A 17,496-nucleotide genomic window follows, 5' to 3' on the forward strand; every position below is an offset into this window, starting at 1 on the left:
ATGGACGACACATACGCCGAAACCGAATTTCGGTAAAGTGGAATATTTTCGGCGACGAGGATTGACAGAGCGCGACACAGGTCCCGCTTTCGGCTGGATGGGCGGTTCAGTCGCTCTCCAGCGCACCCGCCAATCGGACGTCACAGCCGATTGCCCTGAAGAGAAAGGGAAGCAAGGCGATCCAGACAACGCCGCCGCAAGACCTGGATCGCCCTCGCCTTCCGTTCCTCAATCGATTCGAATCCGACGTGACCTGTCGCGCGGCCGCGGAGCGGCCGTGCTGAATGCGGTCGAGCAGTCGTCGTCGTTCTCACCGTCGAGCAGCGGAGCACCACAGTGCCGGCACATGCGTGCCGACATCGACGACGCCTTGCCGCTCGCCAGGACCTGACGATAGTTCGCCAGGTCGATGACGTTGCGGGGCGACGTTATGTGTTTTTCAACCATGGTTGTTCCTCGCGGCTACGCACTGCTTATCGCAGACAAGTTTCGCGCAAACGTTCAGCCCACCGCTCAAATTTTACCGGAGGAATTGCGGCACGGCGAACACATCACGGCGCGGCCTCAATCCCGATCTATTCTGCGACACGATTCACCGTGTCTGTACGACCGGCGTAAGGTCTCGGTAGCTATTTTCCGAGCGCGACGAGATCAGAGCCACTTCTTCCACTTGAAGAGCCAGTACGGAAGAATCGCGGCGACAAGCATCATCACCAGCGCCATCGGATAGCCGTGCGCCCATTCGAGTTCCGGCATCATCTTGAAGTTCATGCCGTAGATCGAGGCGATCAGCGTCGGCGGCATCAGCACGACGGCCATGACCGAGAACAGCTTGATGATGTTGTTCTGCTCGAGATTGACGACGCCGAGCATGGCATCGAGCACGAAGGTGATCTTGCTGGAGAGATAGGAGGCGTGGTCGGTCAGCGAGGAAACGTCACGCTGCATGGTCTTGAGCTGCTCGCGCATGTCCTTCGACCATTTCACGCCCTCCACCACCGCCGAAAGGAAGGTGACGACGCGGCCGATCGACACCAGGCTCTCGCGAACCTTCGAGGTCAGATCGCCTTTGCGGCCGATCGAGATCAGGATCTGGGAATACTGCTTGGCGTGACCGTGGCGCTCGCTCTCGGGCTCGAAGATGTCGTGGCTGACCTGGTCGATCTCGGCGCCGCAGCGCTCCAGGATGTCGGCGCAGCGGTCGATCACGGCGTCCAGCAGTTCCATCAGCACCATCTCGCCGGTAATGGAGGGCGTGCAGGAGCGGGCGAGCTTGGCCTCGACCAGGGCGAACGGCTTCGGCAGGTCGTAGCGCACCGTCACCAGGCGGTGGTCGCCGAGGATGAAGGTCACCGCCGTAGTCCGGGGCATGTCGGTATCGGAGTGGCACATCAGCGTCGCGGTCATGTAGCGGGCGCCGTTCTCGATATAGAGACGGCTGGAGATCTCGATCTCCTGCATGTCTTCCCGGGTCGGGATGGCGATGCCGGCGAGCCGCTCCACCGCCTTGTCCTCGGCCGCGCTCGGGTTGACGAGATCGATCCAGACCGCGCTTTCTGGCAACGCGGTAAGATCTTCGATGACAACCTTCTTCAGGACGGACTCTGAGGGAACAAACACCGAAAACATGCACGACTCCAGAGAACCTGCGACAGACGACAGCCCTTAGCGCGATTCTGACAAGTTCACGATGACAACCACATTAACGGAGCGTTGGCATTTGTGGCGGTGCCATGGCTCAACTGTGGCACGGAATCGACAGTCCGGCCCCCTTTGGCCCAAAAATCTTCACGGGGCCGCAAAACTTGCGGCAGAAAAGCCACAGCTTGGGTCTCGCAGCGCGGGATAAGGCCTTCAGTGCTGGAATTGTGGCAGATTTCAACGATAATGGGATTAACGGAGTCGAGGAACTTGGGCGGTAAGCTCAGGCCTTCCGCACGGTATTGTTTTGATTGGAACCAAATCATGTCGTCGCTGAAAGTTAAGTTGGGAATTCTGGCCGCCGGCCTGATGCTGTCGGGCTGCATGCAGGCCACGCATTTCGAGGCGACCGACACCAAAGCCTTCAAGCCGAAGGACAAGGAACTGCTCGCCAAGGTTCGGTACGAGAACACCCCGGTTGCGGAGCCGTTCCGTCGCGCCATCGTCCAATACCACCGCAAGGAATCGCCCGGCTCGATCGTGGTCGATTCCGACAATCACTACCTCTATTACGTGCTGGATGGCGGCAAGGCGATCCGTTACGGCATCACCGTTGGCGAAGAGGCCATGGCCTGGTCGGGCATCGCCAAGGTGGGCAGCAAGACCGAGTGGCCGGCCTGGCACCCCACCCCCGGCGAAATTTCGCGCCTGGGCGTGCCGACCTATGTCGCACCTGGCCCGGACAATCCGATGGGCTCTCGCGCGATTTACCTCTATTCCGGCGGGAAAGACACGTTGTTCCGCATCCACGGCACCAACCAGCCGGAATATATCGGCGCCTCGATCTCGTCGGGCTGCATCCGCCTGACCAACGAGGACGCGATCGATCTCTATGACCGCGTCAAGCTCGGCACCCTCGTCGTGGTGCTCGAGCCGAAGCACGGCGATTCGCCCTACAATTCGCGGCTGGCGCTCGGCGGCAGCCAGACCGGCCAGGCGGGCAGCTACTGATCGCCTGCTGATCTCTGAGACCAAAAGCGCCGGTTTCACCGGCGCTTTTTTGTTGCCGGCTTGCGCGGCTGGGACTTGCTGCCTTCGGCCGCCGGCTTTTTCGCAGGCGCCGCGGACTTCTGGACCGCCTCGTCGTCAGTTCCTTCCTTTTCTTCAGGCTTGGCCTCGGGCTTGACCTCGGGCTTGACCTCGGGCTTGGCCGCGACCTCGCGCGGTGGCGCCTCCTCGGGGCGTTCCGCCGGCAGCAGCGGGGCGACCTGCGGCAGGGGATCCCAGACGTTCCACTGGCAGATCCGGTAGTCGTTGCGCCGCTGCGCCAAATCCAGATGGATATGGTCCTCATGGTACCAGTCCGAGCCCGGGCCGAGCACGGTGGAAAACCGCGCGCAGACCGAGTGCAGCACGCGCTCGCGCACCTCGCGCGACATGGTGCGGTCGGTGAGGCCGATCGACTGCCCATTGGCCAGCTTGATGCCACGGACGTCGAGGGCGTTGGCCTTGCCGTGCTCAGACAGCAGCGCGCCGACGACGCGGTTGCGTCCGCGGCACTCGAACGAATCGAAATTGTCGAGTTCGCCAATGGTCGAGCCGAGGCTGGTGGCCAGCGGCGCCATGTCCTTGCGCAGCCAATCGGCGATCGCCGACGCCATGGTGCAGCGAAGGATCGCGGCCGGCTTGACCGTCACCTTGCGCTTGTCCGGCAGGACGACGGCTTCCAGCCGGACCAGATCCTCGCCGCCACAGGCGCCGGGGCCGCGGATATCCGGAATCGAGGGTGCGATCGCGATCTCCTCGGTCAGCGCGAGACGGCAGGCCGAGACCGGCTTCTGGGCCGGTACCGCAGCCTCGGCGGGCTTGTCGGCGCCGGGCTTGTCCGCCGAAGGCTTGCCGTCCGCCTCCGGCGGGGCCTCGTCCGATGCCTTGGGCGCCTCCTCGGGGCGCGGTCGCGGCAGCGGGATCCTGGCGGAATGAACCGCGGGGCGCGGCCGTGGTGCGGCGATACCGAAGATATCCAGCGGGGACGTATATTTTCGCGCCTCTGCCCTCTCGGCGAGCACGAGCGACAGCCCGAGCACAGCGGTAACCATTGCCGCGCCAGCGGACATATAGCCGCGACAAGACCATTTGCGGCGAAAGTCCGGCAGGCTAAAACTCATGACAATTCTTTGGCCCAACGCTGAGAGCGACAACGCGCCCAGCGACTTCTCGGAGGAACGTCGGAATGCTTGGTTTGATGCAAGATTGGCCCCTGCTCTGCCACCGGATCATCGAACACGCCGCCAAAATTCATGGCAAGCAGGAGGTGGTTACTCGCTCGGTCGAGGGACCGATCCATCGCACCAATTACGCCGAGATCCACAAGCGCGCGCTCAAGGTCTCGCAGATGCTGGAGCGCGACGGCATCAAGCTCGGCGACCGTGTCGCAACGATCGCCTGGAACACCTGGCGCCATCTCGAGGTGTGGTACGGCATCATGGGGATCGGCGCCATCTGCCATACCGTCAATCCCCGCCTTTTCCCCGAGCAGATCGCCTGGATCATCAACCATGCGCAGGACCGCATCGTGATGACCGACATCACCTTCGTTCCGGTCCTGGAGAAGATCGCCGACAAGCTGACGAGCGTGGAACGCTACGTCGTGCTCACCGACAAGGCGCACATGCCGCAGACGACGCTGAAGAATGTGGTCGCCTACGAGGACTGGATTGCGGAGGCCGACGGCAAATTCAAATGGAAGGACTTTGACGAGAACACGGCAGCGGCGATGTGTTACACGTCGGGCACGACCGGTGACCCGAAGGGTGTGCTGTATTCGCATCGCTCCAACGTGCTGCATGCGCTGATGGCCAACAATGTCGACGCGCTCGGCACCAGTGCGTCCGAGACGATGCTGCCGGTGGTTCCGCTGTTCCATGCCAATAGCTGGGGCATCGCCTTCTCCGCGCCCTCGCAGGGCACCAAGCTGGTCATGCCCGGCGCCAAGCTCGACGGCGCCTCGGTCTACGAGCTGCTCTCGACCGAGAAGGTGACGCACACCGCCGGCGTGCCCACCGTGTGGCTGATGCTGCTCCAGCACATGACCGCCAATAATCTCAAGCTGCCGGACCTGAAGATGGTGATCTGCGGCGGCTCGGCGATGCCGCGCTCGATGATCAAGGCCTTCCTCGACATGGGCTCGAACGTGCGTCACGCCTGGGGCATGACCGAGATGAGCCCGATCGGCAGCGTCGCGGCGCTGAAGCCACCGTTCCAGAACGCCACCGGGGATGCGCGGCTCGACGTGCTGCAGATGCAGGGCTATGCGCCCTTCGCGGTCGAGATGAAGATCACCGACGATGCCGGCAAGGAGCTGCCCTGGGACGGCAAGACCTTCGGCCGCCTCAAGGTCTCCGGCCCTGCCGTCGCCAAGGCCTATTACCGTGTCGAGAGCAACATCCTCGACGAGGACGGCTTCTTCGATACCGGCGATGTCTCGACCATCGACGAGGACGGCTACATGCGGATCACCGACCGCTCCAAGGACGTGATCAAGTCCGGCGGCGAGTGGATCTCCTCGATCGACCTCGAAAACCTCGCGGTCGGTCATCCGGCCGTGGCGGAAGCCGCCGTGATCGGCGTGTTCCACCCCAAATGGGACGAGCGGCCGCTCCTGATCGTGCAGCTCAAGCAGGGTCAGCAGGCCACCCGCGAGGAGATCCTCAAATACATGGACGGCAAGATCGCCAAATGGTGGATGCCCGACGACGTCGCCTTCGTCGAAGGTATTCCGCACACCGCCACTGGCAAGATCCTGAAGACGGCGCTGCGCGACCAGTTCAAGGATTATCGCTTCCCGAACGCGGCGGCGTGAGCTCGCTCGGGGCCACCCTCCCCTGGAGGGTCCGGGACGAGCGGAGCTCGCCCGTGGGTCGGCTCACATGAAGCGAAGCGCAATGTGAGACGGGGTGGGGTGATCTCTCCACACGGTCACCGCCTCAAATGGAGACACTGTCACCCCACCCCGCTCGCGCTCCGCGCGATCGACCCTCCCCCTCCAGGGGAGGGTAAGTCCCTTGAATTTGCCCCCGCGCCGTGGTCTCAACGGCCCATCGTCGCGCCAGATCGGCCGGCATCGCCAACCCCGGCAGAGCTCACTCGATGGCCCGCAGGTTTTCCGCTCCCTATCAGTCGGAGCCCGTGTCCAGCCTCGCGAGCTGGGCGCGCAATCTGGCCGTGTTCGCGGTGGTGGCGGTGGTGGTCTCGATCATCATCGTCCGCTTCGATTTCCTGGAGCCGAAGCCGGCGCTCGCGACCTTCTTCGGCGGGCTCGCGATATCAGGCCTGTCGATCCTGTTCGGGCTCGCCGGCTTTGCCGCGATCTGGCAGAACGGCTCGCGCGGCATGGCGCGCATCCTGCTCGCTTTGCTCATCGACGGGGCGATCCTCGCCTATCCCGCCTATCTGGCCTTGCAATATCGCAAGCTGCCGGCGATCTACGACATCACCACCGACCCGATCGATCCGCCGCGTTTCGACGCGCTGGCGCGCCTGCGCACCGGCGAGGGCACCAACACCGCGGTGTATGCCGGGCTCTATTCGGCGGAGCAGCAGCGCCATTTCTACCCTGATATCGAGCCCGTCGAGCTCGAGATTTCCGTCGACCGCGCCTATGCGATCGCGCTGCAACTCGTCAACAAGCGCAAATGGATCGTCATCGACGAGCGCGCACCGCAGCCGCCGCGCCGCATCGGCCGTATCGAGGCGGTGGCGCGCACGCCGATCATGGGTTTTCGCGAGGACATTTCGATAAGGTTCGTGCCGGACGGCGATGATTCCCGCGTCGACATCCGCTCTGCCTCGCGCAATTTCGACAGCGATCTCGGCAGCAATGCCGCGCGCGTCAAGAAATTCATCGACGATCTCAACACCGCCGCCGATGCCGACGCGCTCAAGCCGGTGAAGAAGACGCCGGTGGCGCCGCCGAAGGCGCCGGCAAAGACGGTGAAGAAATAGCTGGCTGTCATCCGGGGCGTGCGAAGCACGAACCCGGAATCCATCGGGCGGCGGAGTTTGTCGATGAATGGATTCCGGGCTCTCGCTTCGCGAGCCCCGGAATGACGGCGAAGGCTACGCGCCAGCCATCCGATACGTCCCGCCAATCACGGGATCGCCCTCGGTCGCGACCACGCCGCGGGCGACCAGATCTTCCAGGTGCGCCAGCACGGAATAGCCGGCGGCCGTCGTCAGCCTCGGATCGATGCCGATATAGATCGCGCGGACCATGGTCGGGATGTCGGTCTCGCCCTTGGCGAGGCGGTGCAGGATCGAGGCCTCGCGCGCCTTGCGATGACGGATCAGGAAGCGCACGAAGCGCTGGCCGTCGGGGATCTCGGGGCCATGGCCGGAGAAGTAGAGATCCTCCTCGCGTGCGGCGAGCCGGTCGAGCGAGTCCATGTAGTCGATCATCGAGCCGTCGGGCGGCGCCACGATCGAAGTCGACCAGCCCATCACGTGATCGCCGACGAAGTTGAACTTTCGCTCCGGCCAGGCGAATGCCAGATGATTGGCGGTGTGCCCCGGCGTCGCCACGGCCTCGAGCCGCCAGCCGTCGCCTTCGACGACATCGCCATGGGCGACCTTGACGTCCGGTGCAAAATCGCGGTCGGCGCCGGATTCCGGATTGTGCTTCTCGCTCTCGAAACGCGGGCGCGAGGCCCGGTGCGGGCCCTCGGCATAAACCGGCGCGCCGGTCGCCTGCTTGATCCGCGCGGTGTTCGGTGAATGGTCGCGATGGGTGTGGGTGACGAAGATATGGCTCACCGTCTCGCCGCGCACGGCATCGAGCAGCGCAGCCGCATGGGCCGCATCGTCCGGACCGGGATCGATGATCGCGACATTGCCCTTGCCGACGATGTAGCTGACCGTGCCGGTGAAGGTGAACGGGCTCGGATTGTTGCAGAGCACGCGGCGCACGCCGGGTCGGACTTCCTCGACGATGCCGGCTTTGAGCGGAAAGTTGCGGTTGAACGGGACGTCGTCATTGTCGGACATGGCTTGCTCATACCTTGCTGACTTCGTCATGCCCGGCCTTGTGCCGGGCATCCACGTTCTTCGCGCGGCCTAAGACGTCGATGGCCGGGTCGTCTCGCGCGAAGACGCGCTTCGCGCTTTTGCCCGGCCATGACGTCGAAGAGTTTCCTGCCGCTTAACCTTACGAGCTCAGAAGAACGCCTGAATGCCCGTGATGGCGCGGCCGAGGATCAGGGCGTGGACGTCGTGGGTGCCCTCGTAGGTGTTGACCGTCTCGAGGTTATGGACGTGGCGCATCACATGGTACTCGATCGAGATGCCGTTGCCGCCGTGCATGTCGCGCGCGACACGGGCGATGTCGAGGGCCTTGCCGCAATTGTTGCGCTTCATGATCGAGATCATCTCGGGCGCGAACTTGCCCTCGTCCATCAGGCGGCCGACGCGAAGCGAGCCCTGCAGGCCGAGCGCGATCTCGGTCTCCATGTCGGCGAGCTTCTTCTGCACGAGCTGGGTCGCGGCGAGCGGCTTGCCGAACTGCTTGCGGTCGAGCGTGTACTGGCGCGCGCGATGCATGCAGTCCTCGGCCGCGCCGAGCGCGCCCCAGGAGATGCCGTAGCGGGCGCGGTTGAGGCAGCCGAACGGCCCCTTGAGGCCGGAGACGTTGGGCAGCAGCGCGTCTTCGGGAACCACGACGCCGTCCATCACGACCTCGCCGGTGATGGAGGCGCGAAGCGAGAGCTTGCCGCCGATCTTCGGCGCGGAGAGGCCCTTCATGCCCTTCTCCAGCACGAAGCCGCGGATCTGGTTGTCGTGCGCGGCCGATTTGGCCCACACCACGAACACGTCAGCGATCGGCGCGTTGGAGATCCACATCTTGCTGCCCGTGAGGCGGTAGCCGTCCGCGACCTTCTCGGCGCGCGTCTTCATGCCGGCCGGATCGGAGCCGGCATCAGGCTCGGTCAGGCCGAAGCAGCCGACCCACTCGCCGCTGGCGAGCTTCGGCAGATACTTCTTGCGCTGGTTCTCGTCGCCATAGGCGTAGATCGGATACATCACCAGCGATGACTGCACCGAGTTCATCGAACGATAGCCGGAATCGACCCGCTCGATCTCGCGCGCGACGAGGCCATAGGCGACGTAGCTCGCATTGGCGCAGCCATATTCCTCCGGCAGCGTAATGCCGATCAGGCCGAGCTCGCCCATTTCGTTGAAGATCTCGCGATCGGTCGTCTCTTCGAGATAGGCCTTGGAGACGCGCGGCAGCAGCTTGTCCTGGGCATAGGCGCGGGCAGTGTCTCGCACCATGCGCTCGTCTTCGGTGAGTTGCTCGTCGAGCAGGAACGGATCGTCCCATTGGAAAGAAGCCGCAGCCGGCTTGTCCTTGGCCTGAGGGCGCACGCTCATGAAACGTCCTTTCGTCTGGTTCCGTCAGAAATTGCCCGACAAACTAAAGCGCCGCGGCAACAAGTGCAATTGCATCCTGGTTCGGTCATTCCGGGTCGCGCAACGGCGCGAACCCAGCAACGGCGTCGTCAGCTCTCGAGCTGTTCGTTGGCGACGATCTCGATGCCGAAGCCCGACAGGCCCTTGTAGTCGTGCACCGAGGAGGTGAGATGCCGGATCGAGGTGACGCCGAGGTCGCGCAAGATCTGCGCGCCGACGCCGACCTCGCGCCACTGGCGGTTGCGGTCTGCCTCCGTCGCGCTCTCGTCGGGCAGCGGGGCGACGGGGACACCGGCAGCGCCGTCGCGCAGATAAACCAGAACGCCACGGCCGGATTTCTTGAAGTGCTCGAGCACCGTCGCCATGCGCTTGTGGCCCGTGAAAGTGTCCTTGACGATGTTCGGCTTGTGAAAGCGCGTCAGCACGTTCTTGCCGTCACCGACGCCGTTATAGACGAAAGCGACGTGGGCGATGGAATCGAACGGCGAACGGTAGGCATAGCCTTGCAAGGGTCCGATCGGGCTTTCGGTGACGAAGGTCGAGACCCGCTCGATCAGCTTCTCGCGCGCCTGACGGTAGGCGATCATGTCCGCGATGGTGACGTGCTTCAGCTTGTGCTTGGCCGCGAACTGCGCGACCTGCTCGCCCTTCATCACGCTGCCGTCGTCGTTCATCAATTCGCTGATGACGCCGACCGGCGGCAGGCCGGAGAGCTTGCAGAGATCGACGGCGGCCTCGGTATGACCCGAGCGCAGCAGCACGCCGCCATCCTTGGCGATCAGCGGGAAGATGTGGCCGGGCCGGGCGAAATCGTTGGCGCCGACATTGGGATTGGACAGCGCGCGGCAGCAGGAGGCGCGCTCCTCGGCGGAGATGCCGGTGCCGCCATCAGGCTTGTAGTCGATCGACACCGTGAAGGCGGTGGTGTGCGCGGAATCGTTGTGGGCCACCATCGGATCGAGCCGCAGGCGGCGCGCGTCCTCGGTCGTCACCGGCGCGCAGACGATGCCTGACGTATGGCGGATGATGAACGCCATCTTCTCGGCGGTGCAGAGCGAGGCGGCGACGATCAGATCGCCCTCACCCTCACGGTCCTCGTCGTCGGTGACGACCACGAGCTCACCCCGGGCAAAGGCCTGCAAGACTTCCTGAACGCTATCGGGCATGTCCCAATCTCTATCGGTTATGCCGGGAGGCTTAGCCGGACTTGAGCCGGGGCGCTAGTGTCCTGGACGCAACCGCATATTCCGGGCAGCGGGCCATCGGAGGCCAGCCTTGCACCCCAGCCTTGCACCGAAGATACCAGGGATATAGGCGCAGACGGCCGGAGCGGAAGGTGGCCGAGCGCCGTCAGGGCAGCACTTCGCGGCGTTCGCCGAGCCGCTGGTCGAGCTCGGCGCGCTTGTCGGCCAGAAGGCCGGCCTGCGCGGCCTCAATGACCGTGAACAGCTCATGAGCGTCGCTGAGCCGGGTCACGGTGACGTAGCTTGCGCCGGCCGCATAGAGCTCGTCCACGTCCGACAGGAGATCGGCCGTGGCCACGATCAGGGCGGTCGGATTGAGCGCGCGGACGTGGCGGACCAGCTTCTCGTTGCTGGCGCCCTTCAGCAGCGAATCCGGCACGCTGAGGATGATCATCTCGGACTTGCCGACGCCGGCATGGAGCAGCGTATCCGCGCTGCTGATGTCGCCATAGATCACGTGCAGGCCGCGCGACAGCAACGTCTGGTACACATTGGGGTTGAAATCGACCACGGTGATCTGCTCGAGCAGCACCGGCGTCTGCCGTTCGATCTCGGCCAGCAACGCGCTCGCCGCACGGAAAAAACCGAGGATGACGATACGGCGGGCCTCGCCATGGCCGCCCTCGTGCCCCTCCTCGGCATGGCCGTTGCCGTGATCGAGGTCGCGCAGGCCGATCCGCTTCAGGGGGCCGATCGCCCAGCGGGTGATCTCGTCGCTGCGGCTCATCGCAAAGGTCGAGAGCACCGCGAGCACCACGAAGGCGAAGGAGGCGGCATTCGCCGTCTGCGCTGCGATATGGTGATCGGCGACGCCGGTCTGGATCACCACCAGCGAGAACTCGGAGATCTGCGCGAGGTTCAGCGCCGGCAACAGGCTGGCGCGCAAGCCCTGCTTCATCAGATAGAGCGGCGTGAAGGTGGTGACGAGGCGGCTCACCACCGTGAAAGCCGCGATCATCAGCGCCAGCCCGATCACGGAGAGGCCGGGGACGGGAATGGTCATGCCGAGTGCGACGAAGAACAGGGTGATGAAGAAGTCGCGCAGCGTGGTGACCTTGGCGGTGACGTCGAGCGCGTAGGGAAAGGTCGAGAGCGAGACGCCGGCGATCAGGGCGCCCATCTCGCGCGACAGCGACAGCCGCTCGGCGGTCTCGGCGACGAGAAAGCACCAGGCCAGCGCGCCGAGCAGGATCAGCTCGGGCCGCCGGGCGATCTGGTGGAACAGCCGCGGCAGCACGTAGCGGCTGACCAGCAGAGCTGCGGCGACCAGCACCGCGACACGGCCGATCGAGAGCAGGATGACGCTGGCCTGCAGATTGGCAAGGCTCGGCTGCACCGCCAGAAACAGGATGGCGAAGATGTCCTGGAGCACCAGCACGCCGAGCGTGATGCGTCCTGGCAGCGTGTCGAGCTCGCGTTTCTCGTAGAGCACCTTGACGATGATGACGGTGCTCGACAGCGCGCAGGCGACGCAGAGATAGACCGCATCGAAGTGCCCGCCCCCGAGTGACAGGCCGATGCCGACGAAGAACAGGACCCCGAGCAGGCAGCCGCCGAGGAGCTGGCCGCCCGCCGCGAACAGGATCACCTTTCCCGCCCGCACGATCTTCTTCAGATCGATCTCCAGGCCGATCATGAACAGCATGAAGATCAGGCCGAGCTCGGAGATGACGCCGATCGATTCCTGCGAATGGACCCAGCCCGCGCCGAATGGACCTATGCAAAAGCCGGCGATAAGATAGGCCAGAATGAGCGGCTGTCGGGAGAAATGGGCGAGCAGGCCCAGCATCCAGGCAAACAGAATACAGAGAGTGATGTCGCGAATGAGCTCATGCATGCCAAATTGGTCCGTTTTGCCGCACCCTAGAGGCGGGTTGCGGCGCGGCAAGCGAGCAATTCGTCACATGCGAAAAGGGCTGTTCGCAGCAATGCTGCTATGTCCCCTCGCCTTTGCCGTGCCCGCCGTCGCACAATCCAAGGTCAATATTGAACAGAACTTTGCCGATTCCCTCACCGCGCTGCCGAAGGAGGAACTCGCAATCTCCGGTGGATTCTACGTGCCTGCCTATTCCAGCGTCGCAATGAGCCAGGGCAAGCTGCGCGTCGACTTCTCGGTGACCTTGAGTGTTCACAACGCCTCCGAGACCCAGCCGCTGGTGATCAAACGCATCGCTTATTTCGACACCGCAGGCAAGCAGGTCGAGAGTTATCTGAAGGCGCCGGTGGCCGTGAGGCCGCTGGCCACCGTCTCGATCTTCATTCCGACCGACGACGTGCGCGGCGGGACCGGGGCCAATTTCCTCGTCGACTGGGCCGCGACAGGCGAGATCGCCGAGCCCGTGGTCGAGGCCCTGATGGTTGGCGGCGTCGCCAATGCGCATTACGCTTTCATCAGCCAGGGCCGTCCGACTAGGACGGCCACAAAGAAGTGAGTCCGTCCGACCCGGACGGCTAGCAAGAAGTAAGGCCGTCCGACCCGGACGGCCGGCAAGACACAAGGCTGGCCGGCGCAACGCCGGCTGGCTCAACAAGAACAAAACGAGGAACGCCCATGACGTCCAGCTTCGATTTCGCACCCCTGTTTCCGGCAGGGCTGCCGGCCCCTTCTGCGCGCTGGACCGGCCTCGCCAAATACAGTTTTGTGGGCGGCAATAACGATTCCGAACAGGTGCCGCTCGACGAGTTGATCGAAGCGACCAACACGGTGCTGCGGCGAGAGGGCCGGTCGCTCGCCACTTACGGGCTGGCGCATGGGCCGCAGGGCTACCTGCCCTTGCGCGAATTCCTGGTGACCAAGCTCAAGCGCGATGCCGGCATCAACTGCACCGTCGACGATCTCCTGATCGTGTCCGGCTCGCTCCAGGCGCTCGACCTCGTCAACGCGACGCTGCTGACCCGCGGCGACACCGTGATCTTCGAGCAGGACAGCTATCAGGGCTCGCTGACCCGCCTGGCACGGCTCGGCGTCAATGTGGTCGGCGTCCCCCTCGACAAGGACGGCATGCGCATGGACGTGCTGGCCGCGACGCTGGCCGACCTGAAGAGCCGCGGGATCCGGCCGAAATACATCTACACCATTCCGACGGTGCAGAATCCGACCGGCAGCATCATGCCCGAGAGCCGCCGCACCGAGCTGGTACGGCTCGCGACCGAGTATGGCGTGCCGATCTTCGAGGACGATTGCTATGCCGATCTCGTCTGGTCGGGGCAGCGGCCGCCGGCGATTCATGCGATGAGCCCGAACGGCGGCGTGATTCATATCGGCTCGTTCTCCAAGTCGATCGCGCCGGCGCTGCGCGTCGGCTTCATCGTGGCGCCCTGGGAGGTGATGTCGCGGATGCTGGCGCTGAAGACGGATGCCGGCTCCGGCGCGCTGGAGCAGATGGTGCTCGCCGCCTATTGCAAGCCGCATTTCGCGAGCCACGTGCCGGCCCTGACCAAGGCGCTGCGCACCAAGCTCGACACGCTGATGGAGGCGCTGAACGAGCAGTTCGGGACGGCCGCCGAGTTCGAGGAGCCCAAGGGCGGCATCTTCCTCTGGGTGAAGCTGCCCGACCAGGTCGATACGCTGAAACTCTATCAGGCCGCTCTCACCGCCGGCGTCTCGATCAATCCGGGGCCGGAATGGTCGACCAACAAGAGCCATGCCAGCTCGCGCCTCAGGCTGTGTTTTGCGAGTCCGACGCACCAGCAGATCCGCGAGGGCGTCGCCGTGCTGGCCGAGGTCTGCCGCAAGGAATTCGGGGTGCCGGCCCGGAGTGCCAATGTTGAGAAGCGGGCCTGAGGCCGCGGCCTCACGCCTCGACGTGAAACTCCACGTTGACTTGGCCGCTCCCGGAGGACGGAAAATAGTCGCAGAGCTGCTCGGCGGCGCCGCGGTAGTCGTACCAGCCAAGCGCGGCGAACAGCATGATGGTGTCGGCCATGCCGCCTTCGCCGTTGCACTTGGTGGCGTAATCCGGAAGCATGTCGAGGAATTCGCGATAGCGGCGGCTCTGCCACAGCTCGAGCACGCGCAGATCGACCTGACGGTTGAACTCGCTGGCGACCGACGTCCAGGCCTCGGGGCCCAGCTTCTTGTTCGGCCAGAGCCGATGCGAGAGCGAACCGCTGGCGATGATTGCGACGCGTTCACCGGATTCATCGATCGCGCGGCGGGTCGCTTCACCGAGGATCCGGCTCTCCTCGAAGGAGGTGAATAGCGGCGAGGCGACCGAGACGGCCTTCGCGAAGCCGTCCCGGTTCAGGTAGTGCATCGGCACGACGGTGCCGTATTCGAGCCCGAGGCTGGCCACCTGATGGGCGATCACGTTCAGGCCGGCGTCCCCGGCCCTATCAGCGATGGCTTCGGCCAGGCGCGTGTCGCCCGGCAAATCGTAGCGCAGATCCTGGATCATCTGCGGCGCCTCGTGGCTCGTGAACGAGCCGCAATGCCGCGCATTGGCATTGATGTGGTAGCCGAAATTGGAGAGCCAGTGGGTGTCGAACACCACAAAGCAGGTCACGCCGCGCTCCTTCGCCCGCCGGCCGAGCTCGCGCAAAGACCTGACCGCCGGCTCGCGCGCATCGCGTAACGGGCTGCCGGGTTGCTCCGACAGCATCAGCGATGGAACGTGGGTGACCTTGGCCGCGAGTACGAGTTGCCCCATGGCGGTCACCCCGAAGCGTCAGGCCGCCTGTGGCTGGCTGCCGTGGATCGCGGAGGCCAGCCTCAGCAAGAGGACGATCGAGACGTTGCCCTTGCCGGCCTCGATCTGGGCGATATAGCGCTCGGAAATCCCGGAACGGCGGGCCAGCTCGCGGCGCGACAGGTCGCAGCGCATGCGCGAGGACCGCAAGCGATCGCCCAGCTCGGTCAGAAACGCGGTCTCGGAATAAGGCGGCACGGCGCAGCTCCCCGGCAGCACTTCGCCCGCAAAATCCATGACTTGATTCAGCATTGGTCTATCCAGGTTCGCCTTCGGGAAGCGCCATCCTACGCCGGAAAAGACCGGCCTCATTGACGCGGATCAAATTCGCGAGCGATCGGCGGCAGCCATGGACGGAAGCGGACGGGATGCTACACTTTGGAATTCTTCGAGGCGGGGTTTCTTCAGGACATGACGCGTTGTTTGAGCCGCTGGATCGCGGCTGCGATGCTGTGGGCGGCGATCACCTCCACGGCAGGTGCCGAGACACTGACCGCGACGGTCGAGCAATGGGGCCTGCTCGGCTCGTGGGCGGTCGATTGCGCAACCGGGCCTGACCGCGACAAGGGCGCGCTCCTGACTTACGAAATCCGGAAGGACGGCCGGGTGATGTACCGGCGCAATTTCGGCGAGGCCAGGGACGAGAACGAGGTGGTGTCGGCCAGGGTCAGCGCCGAGGGCCTGCTCAATGTGATGGTGTACTTCCCCTCGCTGCACCAGGCCCGTGAGTTCGGGCTGCTGCTGGCGAAGGACGGCAGCAGCCTGCGCGCGATCTACAATCGCAGCGAGCGTGGCGAGTACACGATCAGGGACGGCAAGTACGTCGCCACCGGCGCGCCGACGCCGGCGCAGCAACGCTGCGATTAGTCAGCTGAACAGCTGTTCAGAATTCTCCCGCGTTTCCTCCGGAACGTTCGCGCGAATGCGCGGTTTAATTGTGCATTCGATTGGAGGAGGACATCATGAAGAAGCTTGGTTATGTGGTTGCGGCCCTGGGTGCGCTCGTGATCGCGGCGCCGACGCTGGCGAGCGCGGAGACGGTGGTGATCAAGCGCGGCGGCTACCACCATCATCATCACGGGCCGTACGGCGCTCGCGCCGAATTCCGCGGCCATCGCGACCATGGTTGGCATCGTGGCTGGCACAATCGCGACAAGGTCGTGGTGATCAAGCGCAGCCATCGCCATCACAACTGGGACTAATGCAGAGCGCATATGGAAATGGCCCCTCACGGGGCCATTTCTCTTGCGCGCAGTCTTGTAGGGTGGGCAAAGCGACTTGTCCGCCATAGCTCGAAGAGCGACGGCGGAAGCGTGCCCACCGCTTCCGTAGTGATCAAGGAGAAGTGGTGGGCACGGCGCAAGGGCGCCTTTGCCCACCCTACGATTATTCTGCGTTCGCAGGGCGTGTTGACGAAGCTAATCCCACGCCGGCGCGAAGCCCGGATTGACGCAGCGGCGGTCCTTGGGCAGCGCCGCGATCTTGTTGCGGTCGGCATCGTCGAGCGTGATCTTCAGCGCATCGAGATTGGCTTGCTGGCTCTCCCGGCGCGAGGCCTTCGGAATCGCGGCGACGCCGTCCTGGTCGAGCAGCCATTTCAGCGCCACCTGCGCAGCGGTTGCGTTGTGCCTGGCGCCGATCTCGGCCAGCACCGGCTCCGAGGCAATGCGCCCTTGCGCGAGGGGACAATAGGCCACCAGCGGGATCGACTTCGCGGCGAGATAGGCCAGCACCTTCGATTGATCGAGCATTGCGTGATATTCGATCTGGTTGCAGGCGATCGGCGCCCTGATGTCCTCGACCACGGTCTTGAGCAGCGCCGTGGTGAAATTGGCAACGCCAATCGCCCGCGTGCGCCCCTCCTGCTTCAGCTTCATCAATGTCTCGAACACCGCACCCCAGTTCGCCGCCTTCGACGGCCAGTGCACGAGATAGAGATCGACATGATCGAGCCTGAGCTTGTTCAGGCTCGCATCGAAGGCGCGGCGGATCGCGTCGGGGCTGAGGTTCTCATGCCAGACCTTGGTCGTGACGTGCAGTTCGCCGCGCGGCAGGCGAGCCGCGGCAAGGGCGGCGCCGATGGATTCTTCGTTGGCGTACATCTCGGCGGTGTCGATGTGGCGATAGCCGATCGACAGCGCGCTCTCGACTGCGGCGCGGCAGGCATCGCCCTGCATGCGGAAGGTGCCGAGGCCGAGCTTGGGCATGCTGATGCCCTGGGTCTTCAGATTGTCCATGAACAGGCTCCTGACGTCGTTCAACCCGCTGGATGCACGCGGCGTTGCCGCGTGGGCAGACTCTTCGGTGATGGAAAAGAGGTGGCGGGAGTGAGGAGCATAGCCCGGCATGGGCAGCGCTGCCAATCAAGATCGGGTTAGCATTGCACGCACCATTCCTCTCAGCCGTCATGTCCGGGACGAGCCCGGCCATGACAACTGGGCTCATAGTCGCCCCGCCCC

17 protein-coding genes are annotated in these 17,496 nt (G+C 64.3%); 7 read left to right on the forward strand and 10 right to left on the reverse strand.

What is annotated here, in order from left to right; genetic code table 11:
- Positions 1-228: 228 nt before the first annotated feature.
- Both XH81_RS27945 and XH81_RS27950 read right to left on the reverse strand, forming a co-directional pair.
- Positions 229-447 carry a hypothetical protein gene (locus XH81_RS27945; protein ID WP_038972668.1) on the reverse strand — a complete coding sequence of 73 codons (219 nt, stop codon included), beginning with the start codon at positions 445-447 and terminating at the stop codon, positions 229-231.
- A 204-nt stretch (positions 448-651) separates the two neighbouring features.
- Complete coding sequence (locus XH81_RS27950) at positions 652-1,629, reverse strand: magnesium transporter CorA family protein (RefSeq protein ID WP_028144018.1); 978 nt, start codon at positions 1,627-1,629, stop codon at positions 652-654.
- Between the two features lie 336 nt (positions 1,630-1,965).
- Between XH81_RS27950 and XH81_RS27955 the strand changes: the two genes are divergently transcribed.
- Positions 1,966-2,652: a L,D-transpeptidase gene (locus XH81_RS27955; protein ID WP_018321707.1), complete on the forward strand. Its 687-nt coding sequence runs from the start codon at positions 1,966-1,968 to the stop codon at positions 2,650-2,652.
- A gap of 35 nt (positions 2,653-2,687) precedes the next feature.
- On the opposite strand, the gene XH81_RS27960 is transcribed toward XH81_RS27955, so the two are convergent.
- A complete protein-coding gene (locus XH81_RS27960) occupies positions 2,688-3,809 on the reverse strand; it encodes an extensin family protein (protein ID WP_028144020.1) in 1,122 nt (373 codons plus the stop codon).
- A 65-nt stretch (positions 3,810-3,874) separates the two neighbouring features.
- Here XH81_RS27960 and XH81_RS27965 point away from each other — a divergent pair, with 65 nt between their 5' ends.
- Together XH81_RS27965 and XH81_RS27970 are read left to right on the forward strand one after the other, a co-directional pair.
- Entirely contained in the window at positions 3,875-5,503 is a 1,629-nt protein-coding gene (locus XH81_RS27965) for a fatty-acid--CoA ligase (RefSeq protein ID WP_028144021.1), read from the forward strand.
- A gap of 287 nt (positions 5,504-5,790) precedes the next feature.
- Positions 5,791-6,645, forward strand: coding sequence for a DUF1499 domain-containing protein (locus tag XH81_RS27970; RefSeq protein WP_028144022.1), 855 nt, complete (start codon positions 5,791-5,793; stop codon positions 6,643-6,645).
- Positions 6,646-6,759: 114 nt separating this feature from the next.
- Here XH81_RS27970 and XH81_RS27975 read toward each other — a convergent pair whose 3' ends face one another.
- The 4 genes from XH81_RS27975 to XH81_RS27990 all read right to left on the reverse strand — a co-directional run bounded on the left by XH81_RS27975 (position 6,760) and on the right by XH81_RS27990 (position 12,186).
- The gene (locus XH81_RS27975) at positions 6,760-7,683 is read right to left on the reverse strand and encodes an MBL fold metallo-hydrolase (RefSeq protein WP_028144023.1); all 924 of its coding nucleotides are present in this window, start codon (positions 7,681-7,683) and stop codon (positions 6,760-6,762) included.
- Positions 7,684-7,851: 168 nt separating this feature from the next.
- Positions 7,852-9,066, reverse strand: coding sequence for an acyl-CoA dehydrogenase (locus XH81_RS27980; protein WP_028144024.1), 1,215 nt, complete (start codon positions 9,064-9,066; stop codon positions 7,852-7,854).
- 128 nt (positions 9,067-9,194) lie between these two features.
- Positions 9,195-10,271: a 3,4-dihydroxy-2-butanone-4-phosphate synthase gene (ribB, locus tag XH81_RS27985; protein ID WP_028144025.1), complete on the reverse strand. Its 1,077-nt coding sequence runs from the start codon at positions 10,269-10,271 to the stop codon at positions 9,195-9,197.
- Positions 10,272-10,455: 184 nt separating this feature from the next.
- Positions 10,456-12,186, reverse strand: coding sequence for a cation:proton antiporter (locus XH81_RS27990; RefSeq protein ID WP_028144026.1), 1,731 nt, complete (start codon positions 12,184-12,186; stop codon positions 10,456-10,458).
- A gap of 67 nt (positions 12,187-12,253) precedes the next feature.
- On the opposite strand from XH81_RS27990, the gene XH81_RS27995 reads away from it, so the two are divergent.
- Positions 12,254-12,781 carry a DUF3124 domain-containing protein gene (locus XH81_RS27995; protein WP_028144027.1) on the forward strand — a complete coding sequence of 176 codons (528 nt, stop codon included), beginning with the start codon at positions 12,254-12,256 and terminating at the stop codon, positions 12,779-12,781.
- A 119-nt stretch (positions 12,782-12,900) separates the two neighbouring features.
- Positions 12,901-14,133: an aminotransferase-like domain-containing protein gene (locus tag XH81_RS28000; RefSeq protein WP_028144028.1), complete on the forward strand. Its 1,233-nt coding sequence runs from the start codon at positions 12,901-12,903 to the stop codon at positions 14,131-14,133.
- A 10-nt stretch (positions 14,134-14,143) separates the two neighbouring features.
- Here the strand turns inward: XH81_RS28000 and hpaD are convergent, their stop codons facing one another.
- Entirely contained in the window at positions 14,144-14,998 is an 855-nt protein-coding gene (hpaD, locus tag XH81_RS28005; protein ID WP_028144029.1) for a 3,4-dihydroxyphenylacetate 2,3-dioxygenase, read from the reverse strand.
- Positions 14,999-15,016: 18 nt separating this feature from the next.
- Positions 15,017-15,289 (reverse strand): helix-turn-helix domain-containing protein, encoded by a 273-nt coding sequence (locus XH81_RS28010; protein ID WP_026202606.1) that lies wholly within the window; start codon positions 15,287-15,289, stop codon positions 15,017-15,019.
- Positions 15,290-15,448: 159 nt separating this feature from the next.
- Here XH81_RS28010 and XH81_RS28015 point away from each other — a divergent pair, with 159 nt between their 5' ends.
- Positions 15,449-15,904, forward strand: coding sequence for a hypothetical protein (locus XH81_RS28015; RefSeq protein ID WP_028144030.1), 456 nt, complete (start codon positions 15,449-15,451; stop codon positions 15,902-15,904).
- Positions 15,905-15,999: 95 nt separating this feature from the next.
- Positions 16,000-16,239, forward strand: a complete 240-nt coding sequence (locus tag XH81_RS28020) for a hypothetical protein (RefSeq protein ID WP_028144031.1) — start codon at positions 16,000-16,002, stop codon at positions 16,237-16,239.
- A gap of 216 nt (positions 16,240-16,455) precedes the next feature.
- On the opposite strand, the gene XH81_RS28025 is transcribed toward XH81_RS28020, so the two are convergent.
- Positions 16,456-17,274, reverse strand: a complete 819-nt coding sequence (locus tag XH81_RS28025; protein WP_028144032.1) for an aldo/keto reductase — start codon at positions 17,272-17,274, stop codon at positions 16,456-16,458.
- Between the last annotated feature and the right edge of the window lie 222 nt (positions 17,275-17,496).

This window comes from Bradyrhizobium sp. CCBAU 25360, from assembly GCF_028128695.1.
GTDB lineage: Bacteria > Pseudomonadota > Alphaproteobacteria > Rhizobiales > Xanthobacteraceae > Bradyrhizobium > Bradyrhizobium ottawaense.